This is a genomic window from Catonella sp. (assembly GCF_052173895.1).
Lineage (GTDB): Bacteria > Bacillota > Clostridia > Lachnospirales > Lachnospiraceae > Catonella.
On the sequence record NZ_JBQMXS010000005.1, the window covers coordinates 39,918 to 51,718 of the forward strand.

Genomic DNA, 11,801 nt, shown 5'->3' on the forward strand with positions numbered 1-11,801 from the left:
CTGTGGCTTGCAAGGTAGGGAAAAATTTTTGATTGTATTTTGCTTAATAAATACATATAATAGTTTGTAGCTTTATTATAATAAAATATATTTGATAGAAGGTTAGTGTGATGGTTGAGAAAATTTTTGAAAAAATTGAAACGAAAAAAAGATATTGTCTACTTATTTATACATTGATTTTTCTTGTAACTTTTTCGATAATGTTTATTACTTTTATCATAAAAGGAAGAAGTTTTATATGGCAGGAAGATGGATATACACAGCACTTAAAGACACTGATGTATATTCACAAGTATTATGTGGGTGCATTTACATCAGGTGAGTTTCCAAGTTACGATTTTAATTTGGGGCTTGGAGGAAATATATTTACAGTTTTAACTTATTATGGATTTTTTGATCCGATTAATATTTTATCTGTTTTAGTTCCGCTGAAATATACAGAATATTTATACAGCTTTCTGATTATGCTTAGAGTATATTTATCAGGTCTTACATTTATATTGATGTGTATTTATTTTGGAAAAAAGAAAACCTATTCTATTATAGGAGCATTAATTTATATAAGTACAACCTATGTGCTTTATATAGGAATTAAGCATCCGTTCTTTTTAAATCCGATGATATATCTTCCGATTTTAATAGTTGGTTTAGATAAGATTTTACAGAAAAAAAAGCCTTATTTATTTATCTTTGGAATTTCATTTTCAGCATTGAGCGGATTTTATTTCTTATATATGATGTCAATTATGCTTTTTTTGTATGCAAATATAAGATTTTTTAAATTATATAAGGAATCAGAAAAAAAGATAAAAGAATATGTGAATGCTGTACTTAGAACGATTCTTTGGTATTTATTAGGAATTGGACTTGCAGGAGTAGTATTTTTTCCTAATCTTATAGCCTTTTTAGAAAGTAATCGTATAGCCAAGATCGAAAGTTTTTACAGCATTTTAGATTTTGCTTATTTTAAAAATATGCTTTCATTGTTTTATGCTAGAGGCGGTGATTATAATTTCAGTATCTCTTCTCTGATATTTTTTACATTGATTATAGTGTTTTTTAAGTATAGAAAGACCGAAAAGGCTTTGCTTTGTATGACTGCACTTTCTATTGTAGGCTTGGGAGTACCACTCTTTGGAAAATTGATGAATGGTTTTTCTTATCCGTCAAATCGCTGGATGTTTGGAACAGGACTGTTGCTTGCTTATCTTTTTGTAGATACTATAGATGAAATCTTAGAAAGAAAGCATGATAAGATTATATTCAAGATATTAGTAGTGGCAAATGTCTTGTATTTAGTAAGATTTGTTATTAATTTAAGTCCATATCAGATTTTGGGAATAGTACTTGTAGATATTTCTTATTTTTTGATTTATCATTTGAAAATCAGAGTTGTTGCCCTTACAGTGCTGATTATTGTGAATGCAGGTTTTGTCGGGGCTATGACACATTTTGTTGCTGAATATTCAGAAGATTATAAAAAGTATGGAAATTATGCTAAATATGAGGACAGTCAGGAAAGTTATTTAAAAAATTTTGAGAACAAAAATAATAAAGAATTTTCTAGGGTAGATGGAAACAATTTTAGTGTGAATCAGGCATTTATAGCAGGAGTTCCAAATTCGACTCTGTATTTTAGCATTATTAATCCGTATATTATAACATTTTTTAATGAACTTCAGATTGCCAATAATAAGGCTAAGATTTATTTACTTGGAACTGATGGAAGAGCAGTGACAGGAAGTCTTATTTCAAATAAGTATTTTATTGCCAAAGATAAGGATAAGGGTGAAGTTCCTTATGGATATTTTTTGAAAAATGTGGATAAAAAATATAGTATTTATGAGAATAAAAATTTTCTTCCTTTTGGCTATACTTATGATAAATATGCTACCTATGATGAAGTAAAAGATAAGTTCTCTCTAGATAAAGAGGCTAATATGCTTGATATGGTGTATTTAGAGGAGGATGTGCCTAATATAGAAAAGGTTGGGCTACAAAATTATTATACAGAAGTTCCTTATAAGATAAAGGCAGATGAAGGAATACAGTACCGGTCTAAAGAATATTTGGATTTTGACAGTAATAAGGATGAAGAACAAAAAAGTGATAAAAACAAGGATATTAATGCTGAAGATGAGGTTAAGAAATACTTAAAATTTTTGTTTGAAGTAGATAAGAAAAATGAGGCATATTTATACCTTGATTCAATATTACTTGATGATAATTATTCTATTGCTAAAATAAGTTTGCAGGCAAGCAAGGTAAGTAAAAAAGACTTGGTACGGAGTAAGAAATCTGTTTCATATTTTGATAGAAACAGCTTATTATTTAATCTTGGAAATGCAAATAAAAAGAAAAAATGGACTAAGATAAACTTTGATTTAAACTTATTATATCCTATTTCGGATATTAAGATTTTATCAGTTCCTTTAGGTGATTTTGCAAAAAAGATAAATAAACTAAAAGAGGACAGGCTGGAGAATGTAAAATTCGAAACAAATAAGGTATCAGGTTCTATAAAACTTACAAGGTCTAAAATACTGACAATGAGTATACCGTATGAACATGGCTGGAGGGCTTATGTGGATGGAAAAGAAACACCTATCCTAAGAGGAAATTATATGTTTTGTTGCCTTGCCTTAGATAAAGGTGAACATAAAATAGAACTTATATACAAGACTGAGGGAGGCAGAGCATCGGCTATGTTATCGGGGCTTAGTTTAATGGTACTTATAGCCATGATAGGGATGGATTTGAGGAGGAAAAAAGATGTTGGTATCAGTAATAATACCATGCTATAACGAAGAGGCTGTACTTAATCTTTATTACAAAGAAATGGACAGGGTTACAGGAATTTTGTCAAACTATGATTTTGAGATGATTTTTGTAAATGACGGCTCAAAAGACAGCACTCTAAGCATATTGAAACAGCTTGCTAAAGAGGATGAAAGAGTAAAATTTATCTCACTTTCAAGAAATTTTGGTAAAGAGTCGGCTATGTATGCCGGTTTAAAAAATGCCAAAGGAGATTATGTAGTACTCATGGATGCAGACTTACAGCATCCACCTGCAACTTTGGTAGAAATGCTTAGAATTGCGACCGAAGAAGGCTATGATTCAGTTGCTACAAGGAGGATGACAAGGAAAGGAGAACCGCCAATCCGTTCATTTTTTGCAAGACAGTTTTATAAGCTGATGAATAAAATATCTAATGCAGATATTGTAGACGGGGCTATGGATTATCGCTTGATGAGTAGAGATTTTGTAGATTCTCTTCTTAGAATGAGTGAATACAGCAGGTTTTCAAAGGGACTGTTTGGATGGGTAGGATATAAGACTAAATGGGTTGCTTATGAAAATGTTGAGAGGGCAGCCGGCGAAACTAAATGGAGTTTTTGGAAACTTCTCTTATATAGTATAGAGGGAATAGTTGCATTTTCAACAGCACCGTTAAGTATTTCGGTATTTTTAGGAATGTTGTTTGCATTTTTTGCGTTTATAGGGTTAATTTTTGTAGTGATTAGAGCAGCACTTTATGGAGATCCTGTCGCAGGCTGGCCGTCAATGGTAGCGATAATTTTATTTATGGGAAGTGTACAGCTTGTTTGTCTGGGAATACTTGGAATTTATTTGTCAAAAATATATTTAGAAGTAAAGAAACGCCCTATTTTTATCTGCTCTGACAGTAATATAGAGGATATTAGACTATGAATAAAATAAAAGGATTATTTGATGCGAGTATGATAAGGTTTATAATTGTAGGAATTATAAACACTATTATCGGAATGGCAATAATGTTTGGGATGTACAATATATTCGGCTTTGATTATTGGATTTCCTCAGCAAGCAACTATGTATTGGTAAGTATCTTAAGCTATTATTTAAACAAACATTTTACATTTAAGAATAAAGAAAAGTCATTGATTCAGGTTGTAAAATTTGCAATTAATATTGCAGTCTGCTATGGCATAGCGTACGGCATTGCTAAACCGCTTACAATATCAGTATTATCAGGCTATGACCTTAAGTTTCAGACTAATGTGGCAATGTTGGTAGGAATGGTATTTTTTACCGGTTGCAATTACTTTGGACAGAGATTTTTTGCGTTTAAGACAAAGTGTGAATAATATAAGTGAAAATTTTTAAAAGTACAGCTGAAGTACTTGTATTTAAGTAATAATTGAGGTAAAATATAGATGTTTGTTAGTTGATTATATAATTGTTCTTAGGGAGAACAATTTAAACACTTTTTTTGGGCAGAAACAGGGGAGTGCTTTGTTTCTGCCTACTTTTGGCTAATAGGGAGGTATGATGAAGAGTAGGCTGCAATTAATTGTGGTTCTGCTTTTTGTTGGGATAGCTGGATTAATTTTTGTGTTTTCAGGTAAAAATGTTGAAAACCCATCAGAGTTAGAGGTTGTAGAAAGTGAAGAAGAACAGGAGATTTCAAAAGTAGATATAAACTCATCTGTTAATGAAAAAACTGAACTTCAACAAGAAGAAATTGTAGAAAAATTGCAATCTAAGATATTTGTACATATCTGTGGAGAAGTGAAGAAAGAAGGTGTGTATCAAGTTGAGTCAGATGCAAGAATTGTGGATGCAATAAATGCAGCTGGAGGGCTTACCAATAAAGCTGCAAGCTATGGCATCAATCAAGCTGAAAAGCTAAAAGATGGCATGCAGATTTATGTTCCATCAAAAAAAGAGATAAAAAAAGAGATAGAAAAAACAGTTAGGAATGGACAGGCTTTGCCAATCTCTTCTTCACAACGCAGTTCTTCTGAAAATGTACAGGGAGATCTTATAAATATAAATTTTGCATCGAAAGAAGAGTTAATGAAAATTAAAGGGGTAGGAGAGGCAAAAGCTGTACTTATAATCAATTATAGGGAAACGAATGGAAGTTTTAAAAATATAACAGATTTAATGAAAATTAAGGGAATTAAACAGAAGTTTTTTGATAAGATAAAAGACAATATCTGTGTCTAGTAAATAATTTGAGACATAGTTAGAAAGGGTGACATATTATGGCAAGAAAAGTTCTTGTTGTAGATGATGAGAAGCTCATTGTTAAAGGAATTAGATTTGGACTTGAGCAGGATGGCATGGAAGTAAGCGTTGCTTATGATGGAGAGGAAGCCCTTGAAATGGTTAAAACAGGGAGTTATGATATTATACTTTTAGATTTAATGCTCCCTAAAATGAATGGATTTGAGGTATGTCAGCATATTAGGGAATTTTCTGATGTTCCTATAATTATGTTGACTGCAAAAGGTGATGATATAGATAAGATAATGGGACTTGAATACGGGGCGGATGACTATATGACAAAGCCTTTCAATATCCTAGAAGTAAAGGCTAGAATAAAAGCAATCCTTAGAAGAAATGAAAAAAATAAAGTAGTGAAGGAGTCTTCAGGAAAGACACTTTACGGTGAGCTTGGAATTGATTTTGAGGGGCACAGGGTATATATAAAAGAAGAAGAGATTAATCTTACTGCGAAAGAATTTGATCTTTTGGAATTGCTTATAAAAGATGAAAATAAAGTATATTCAAGGGAAAAACTCCTAAACATAATTTGGGGTTCTGATTATCCGGGGGATGTAAGAACTGTAGATGTCCACATTAGAAGACTTAGGGAAAAAATAGAAGAAACTCCGGGAGAACCAAGATATATCCATACTAAATGGGGGGTGGGTTATTATTTTAAAAATTAATCCGTTCATCCAGCTTATAAAAAGTCTAAAATTCCAAGGATTTATGGTTGTATTTTTGGTAACATTATTATCTCTAATTGCGTATTCAAATATTTTAATGGCATCATATGATAAAAATTCTTACGAAACAAGGCTTTCTATAATTAGGGAATATGGTGTTACCATAGCTAATAATTTAAGTGTTCCGGGAGTGATTAATAAAGATACTATTACTGACTTTGAATCTGAAATAAAATATTTTTCTAATATGTACGATGGAAGAACGCTTGTCATTGACAAAAATCTGAGAGTACTTTTTGACACTTTTGGACTTGAAAAAGATAAGACTCTTATTTCAGAAGATGCTATCGCAACTCTTGGAGGTAAGGAAAGCATATATAGAAATAGGATAAAAAACTATGTGGAGCTTATATTGCCAATAAACAATCAAAATGATAAATCTGTTATTGGAATGTTAGTATTTAGTTTCTCGTTAAAAGCACCATCATCAATAGGAGAGAAACTTTCTTATACTGCAATTACGATTCTTGTAATTATTGCTACTATAGCTCTTATTATAGCTTTTGTGTATGCTTTTGGTATTTCAAAAGCCTTAAATAAACTTTCTTTAGAAATAGATAAAATTACTGATGGGAATCTTGATGAAATTAGTTATGCATATGGATATACAGAATTAGAAAATATTTCGGTTTCATTTAATAAGATGTTAAGCAAGGCTAAAAAATTAGAAGGAAGCAGGCAAGAATTTGTATCAAATGTTTCTCATGAATTAAAAACGCCTATGACTTCGATGAAGGTATTAGCAGATGCACTGTTAAGTCAACCGGATGCAAGTATTGAAATGTATAAAGAATTTATGATGGATATCAATAATGAAATAGAGCGTGAAAATACCATAATAAATGATTTGCTTTCTCTTGTAAAATTTGAGAAAAAGGCTGAGAGCATAAATATTAAAACAACTGATTTAAATGAATTGCTTGAACAGATTTTAAAAAGGTTGAGACCGATTGCAGTTAAAAACCATGTTGAACTGGTTTTTGAAAGTTTTAGATCAGTAAGTGCAGAGGTTGATGAAGTAAAACTTTCATCTGCAATTTCAAATCTTATTGAGAATGCTATAAAATATAATAAAGAAGATGGTTGGGTAAGGGTTTCGTTGAATGCAGATCATAAATTTTTCTTTATAAAAATAGTTGATTCAGGAATAGGAATACCGGCAGAATTTCAAGATCAGATATTTGAAAGATTTTATAGGGTAGATAAGGCAAGAAGTAGAGGTACAGGAGGTACAGGTCTTGGTCTTTCAATTACTAAAAGCGTAATTATGATGCACCATGGAGAAATCCGTCTTTATAGTAAGGAAAATGATGGTACAACTTTCACTATAAGAATACCGTTAAGTTATATTCCTCCCAAAAAATACAAAGACAAAAAGAAGGGTGGTGGATTAAAGCTTGTCAGGTTATAAATTTTCAAAGTTTTTTTTCAGTATATGTTTGTTGTGGATTATTTTAGATCTGGTAGGCTGTAAGATGTCTACACAGGATAACTTAATGACTGATGATAAAAATTATTATAAAATTTATTACGTCAATAATTTGGAAGATAAATTAGTTACTGAGGATTATTTTGCCAAAGAATCGAATATTGATAGGCTTGTCTATGAGCTTGTTGGTAAACTTACTGATGTACCTGAAGGTATAAATTTAAAAAAGTCAATACCTGATGAGATACAAGTGAAAGATATAAAGAGAAATGGAGAAGTTTTATCCATTAATTTTTCTGAAAATTATAATCAGCTTTCCGGAATTTCAGAGATATTAAGAAGGGCAAGTGTAGTTAAGACTTTATGCCAGATAGATGGTATAAGTAAAGTAGAGTATACTGTTGAAAATCAGCCTTTGATGTACTCAGAAGCAAATCCTGTAGGAGCTATGGCAGGAGAGGATTTCATAGATAATACAGGTGGTGAGACTACATATTACCAGACGGTGCAAGTAAGTTTATATTATACAGATTTAAAAGGTAAGAAACTGTTTAATACAAGACATAATGTGGAATTTGATGGCACTATTTCTCTAGAAGAACTTGTGATAAGACAACTTTTGGCAGGACCACTGGAAAATGACAAATTGTCACCGGTTTTGCCTGCTGGAACTAAAATAAACAAAGTAAGCTTTAAGGATGGAATCTGTTATGTGGATTTTAGTGAAGAGTTTCTTGAAGGTTGTGATGGAGTTGCAGATGAGGTAGTAGTATATTCTATTGTAAATTCACTGACGGATATAGGAAGTGTTACTAAAGTTCAATTTTGGATAAATGGTAAGCCAATAGGATATTATAGGGAAATTGTGCCTATAGATTTGCCGGTTGAAAGGAAGTTTGATATTATTGCTGAAAGTTAAAAGACCTTTGATAGTGATGGCATTAATTCTTATATTAATATTTGTAATCTATGATAGAATAATGCCATCTTTAAATGTAGAATATGTTGGAAAAGTAATGAAATTATATGGTAGGGTGACCGGAATTAAAGGTTATGATAGGAAATTTGGAGAAAAAACTTTTAGACTTAGGGTAGAAGATGGACCTAAAGAAATTCCTAAATTTTTTGTTAAGATAAAAGAGAATAGATTGTTTACAGCTTGTGGTATTAGCAGTAGAGAATGTAATGAAGGTGATAAGAAACTTGACAATCTGATCTATGGTAGGAATATAAGATGTAAAGGTAAATTTGAAAAATTTGATGCCCCAGTTAATCCCGGTGAGTTTGATTCGAAAACATACTATGCCAATTTAGGGATTATAGGTAATCTAGAGGCTGATGAAATAATTATATTAAGAGAAGGTTTTTCTGTAAATGGCTATTTTCATAAAATAAATTCATCTATTTCTGAAAAATATCACAAAATATTAGGAAGTCAAGCTGCAGGTAGCTTATCTGCAATGATTTTAGGAGATAAGAGTAATTTAGATGAAGAAATAAAAAAACTTTATCAGGACAATTCAATAAGTCATCTTCTTGCAATATCCGGCTTACATATTTCATTGGTTGGAGGAGCCATCTATCTGTTCTTAAAAAAACTCAAGATTAGTTTTTATTTTCCACTATTTTTCGCTAGTGCCACCTTAGTTCTTTATGGAATTTTTACAGGTTTTTCTGTTTCAGCTGCTAGAGCTATAATTATGATGTGTATCTTTTTCTTTTCATTTATTATTGGAAAAAGTTATGATTTGCCTAGTTCTCTAAGTCTTGCTGCTATTATCATTATGTTTTTTAATCATAAAGTTATTTATCAAAGTGGATTTCAGCTTTCTTTTCTTGCTGTAATAGGGATATTTTATATAATGCCGGAACTTATGTATATATGCAATTTGCAGAATTATAATCAAAAAGGAATTAAAAAGGTAGGATATTTTTTTCTAAGCTTGGTTTTTTGCTCTTTAAGTGTTAATATTGCAACTTTACCGGTGATTTTATTGAATTTTTATGAAATTTCTCTTGTGGGAATATTTTTAAATATAATAGTTATACCTCTTATGTCGGTGTTGGTAATAACAGGGCTGTTTGGTGGTTTTATAGCATTAATTTCTGAAACTGTAGGAGGCTTTATCTTAGGAGCATCATATTATATTTTGAATTTTTATACTTCCCTTTGCAGAGTTGGTGATACTTTTGTTTTTCTTAGGTTGATTTTAGGAAAACCTGAGAAATGGCAGGTTTTTATCTATTATTTACTCTTATTTATTTTATTTAGTAGCTTGTCTTTAAGGAGAAGGACAGAGCAAATAGAAAAACTAAAAAACAATTCTAAAATTAAATTCAATCATTTTAGACATATATTGTTTACGTTTGTGAGCTTAGCTTTCAGTTTTGCTATTCTTACATATAGGTTGGAAGAATTTTCAATTAATATGTTAGATATTGGTCAGGGAGACTGTTTTGTAATACATGACGGATCTAAAAATGTATATATATCAGATTGTGGTAGTACAACAGTGGATGAAGTGGGGAAAAAGAGGCTACTTCCGTTTTTGAAATCAAAAGGTTGGAGTAAGGTAAATACTATTTTTGTTTCACACATGGATAAGGATCATGTCAATGGAGTAAACGATCTGCTTAATTGTCCTGAAATAGATGTAGAGAGAGTGGTTATATCAGTTAGCTATAAATCAAAAAAGCTTAATTGTGAAGAACTTAACAAATTAAAAAAGTTAACTAAAAATAGGAATATAAGCTTGCTTTATATGAAAAAAGATGATGAGATTAAAGAAAATGGAGTAAAATTTAGATGTCTTTATCCTAAGGGAGATGAAGTTATTGAAGATCAGAATGAAGCATCTATAGTTATGCGTATGGAATATAAAAATATATCTGTTTTATTTACAGGTGACATTGCTAGCAGGACTGAAGAAGAGGTTATGAAATATAGTGATGAAAAAGAACTTAATTGTGATATTTTGAAAGTTTGTCATCATGGAAGTAAAAATTCCTCTTTACCGGAGTTTCTACGTATAGTGGATCCTAAGATGTATATGATAAGCTGTGGTCTTATGAACAGATACGGGCATCCTCATAAGGATACACTTGAAAGAATGGTAGAAGAGGGTGGAAAGATACTTAGGACAGACCATATGGGATATGTTGAGATAACATTAAATAAGAGCAAAATTTCTGCAAAGTATAATTCAAAAGACCTGTCAGGAAAAGAATATTTACCGACTAAAGAATGTGATTGCGAAGATTGCACAAAGTTAAAAGTAAATACACATTTTAAATAAGATAAAATGGGTAGATAAGGTGATATCATCAAATATTTGCAAAATATCGTAATTAATAAAACTTGAAAAATTATTTTTTTTTTAGTATAATATTTTAGTAGAAAGAACAAACAGCTTATAAAGCCTGGAATGTTCGATAATTTCTGACATTTTGAACCTACATGACTGAAAAAGGGATTCCTATATTTATATTCTGATGTCAAGCCTCAATTTATAGTGGAAGGCAGATGGTATGTGCGGTTGCCCACCTAGTAAAAGCTAGGAGTCAAAAGTCAGGAACCGGCATTTTGGGCTTTTTTTTAGCTTAATTAATTATAAAGTGGAAAAGTGCTTGAAAATGGTTTCAAAATGAGTTATTATTATATAAAGGAAATGAAAATGTAACCAAGGAGGCTATTATGAAAAAAATAAATAAGTTTATGTTAGTCATAATAATGTTATTTTTCATTTGTTGTACACAATATGATAAGGCCTATGCTGATAGTGCAACAATTGAAAATGAAAATGATGGTACAGTTAAATTAGTTTATAATAATGAATATGATGTGAAAGTTAAATTAATTGTGCAGCTTACAGGTGGAACACAATATAAGTACGATATTCCAAAGGGAAGTGTTGACATAAAAATTCCTATGACGCAGGGGAATGGAGAGTATAAGTTCATTCTTTGCAGAAATGTTTCTGGTACGAAGTATGCAGTTATGCAGACAGTAAGTGTTACACAGTCGCTTTCCAATGATAATGCAGCGTACCTTTCATCAAATTATATAATAGACTGGGATAGAACTAATGTGGCAATTAAAAAAGCACAGACATTGGCAGGTAAGGGAAGTGATAATGATAAAATTAAGTACATTTATGAATTTGTAGTGAAAAACTATTCTTATGACAATGCAAAAGCTAAGAATATAAATGATATAGCTAAAACAGCAGCTTATATTCCTGATGTTACTAAGGTGTATAATGCAAAAAAGGGTATTTGTTATGATTATTCAGTACTTATGGCAGCGATGCTTAGAAGTGTAGGAGTGCCTACTAAGGTTGTTACAGGTTATACACCTAATGCCGAAGTATATCATGCTTGGAATAATGTATATGCTAATTCTAAATGGAATGTTATGGATACTACCTATGATGCACAGATGTATAGAGCAAAACAGAAATATTCTATGTATAAGAATTTTAGTGATTACAAGGATGTAGTTTATACTTATTAATTTAATGATTAAAATCCCATAAATGGACATTTTGATATGTGTTCGTTTATGGGATTAATCTTTATTTAAATTTGAA

At 30.9% G+C, this 11,801-nt stretch carries 9 protein-coding genes and 1 other RNA gene; all 10 read left to right on the forward strand.

The features are described 5' to 3' along the window. The first annotated feature begins 110 nt into the window (after nucleotides 1-110). The 10 genes from ACTTG8_RS02150 to ACTTG8_RS02195 all read left to right on the forward strand — a co-directional run bounded on the left by ACTTG8_RS02150 (nucleotide 111) and on the right by ACTTG8_RS02195 (nucleotide 11,725). On the forward strand, nucleotides 111-2,804 hold the full coding sequence (locus tag ACTTG8_RS02150; protein ID WP_442560477.1) for a YfhO family protein: 2,694 nt from the start codon (nucleotides 111-113) through the stop codon (nucleotides 2,802-2,804). Beyond that, entirely contained in the window at nucleotides 2,773-3,714 is a 942-nt protein-coding gene (locus tag ACTTG8_RS02155) for a glycosyltransferase family 2 protein (protein ID WP_442560478.1), read from the forward strand. The genes ACTTG8_RS02150 and ACTTG8_RS02155 overlap by 32 nt, the downstream gene beginning before the upstream one ends. Continuing rightward, complete coding sequence (locus tag ACTTG8_RS02160; protein ID WP_442560479.1) at nucleotides 3,711-4,130, forward strand: GtrA family protein; 420 nt, start codon at nucleotides 3,711-3,713, stop codon at nucleotides 4,128-4,130. The genes ACTTG8_RS02155 and ACTTG8_RS02160 overlap by 4 nt, the downstream gene beginning before the upstream one ends. Before the next feature lie 181 nt (nucleotides 4,131-4,311). Beyond that, on the forward strand, nucleotides 4,312-4,995 hold the full coding sequence (locus ACTTG8_RS02165) for a helix-hairpin-helix domain-containing protein (RefSeq protein WP_442560480.1): 684 nt from the start codon (nucleotides 4,312-4,314) through the stop codon (nucleotides 4,993-4,995). A 38-nt stretch (nucleotides 4,996-5,033) separates the two neighbouring features. Continuing rightward, nucleotides 5,034-5,723, forward strand: coding sequence for a response regulator transcription factor (locus ACTTG8_RS02170; protein ID WP_442560481.1), 690 nt, complete (start codon nucleotides 5,034-5,036; stop codon nucleotides 5,721-5,723). Nucleotides 5,724-5,820: 97 nt separating this feature from the next. Next, a complete protein-coding gene (locus ACTTG8_RS02175) occupies nucleotides 5,821-7,194 on the forward strand; it encodes a sensor histidine kinase (RefSeq protein WP_442560482.1) in 1,374 nt (457 codons plus the stop codon). A gap of 64 nt (nucleotides 7,195-7,258) precedes the next feature. Next, complete coding sequence (locus ACTTG8_RS02180; protein WP_442560483.1) at nucleotides 7,259-8,131, forward strand: GerMN domain-containing protein; 873 nt, start codon at nucleotides 7,259-7,261, stop codon at nucleotides 8,129-8,131. A 16-nt stretch (nucleotides 8,132-8,147) separates the two neighbouring features. Continuing rightward, nucleotides 8,148-10,508 (forward strand): DNA internalization-related competence protein ComEC/Rec2, encoded by a 2,361-nt coding sequence (locus ACTTG8_RS02185; protein WP_442560484.1) that lies wholly within the window; start codon nucleotides 8,148-8,150, stop codon nucleotides 10,506-10,508. Between the two features lie 118 nt (nucleotides 10,509-10,626). Beyond that, nucleotides 10,627-10,806, forward strand: a non-coding RNA gene (gene ssrS / locus ACTTG8_RS02190) — 6S RNA. A 100-nt stretch (nucleotides 10,807-10,906) separates the two neighbouring features. Further along, nucleotides 10,907-11,725 (forward strand): transglutaminase-like domain-containing protein, encoded by an 819-nt coding sequence (locus tag ACTTG8_RS02195; RefSeq protein ID WP_442560485.1) that lies wholly within the window; start codon nucleotides 10,907-10,909, stop codon nucleotides 11,723-11,725. Nucleotides 11,726-11,801 lie beyond the last annotated feature (76 nt).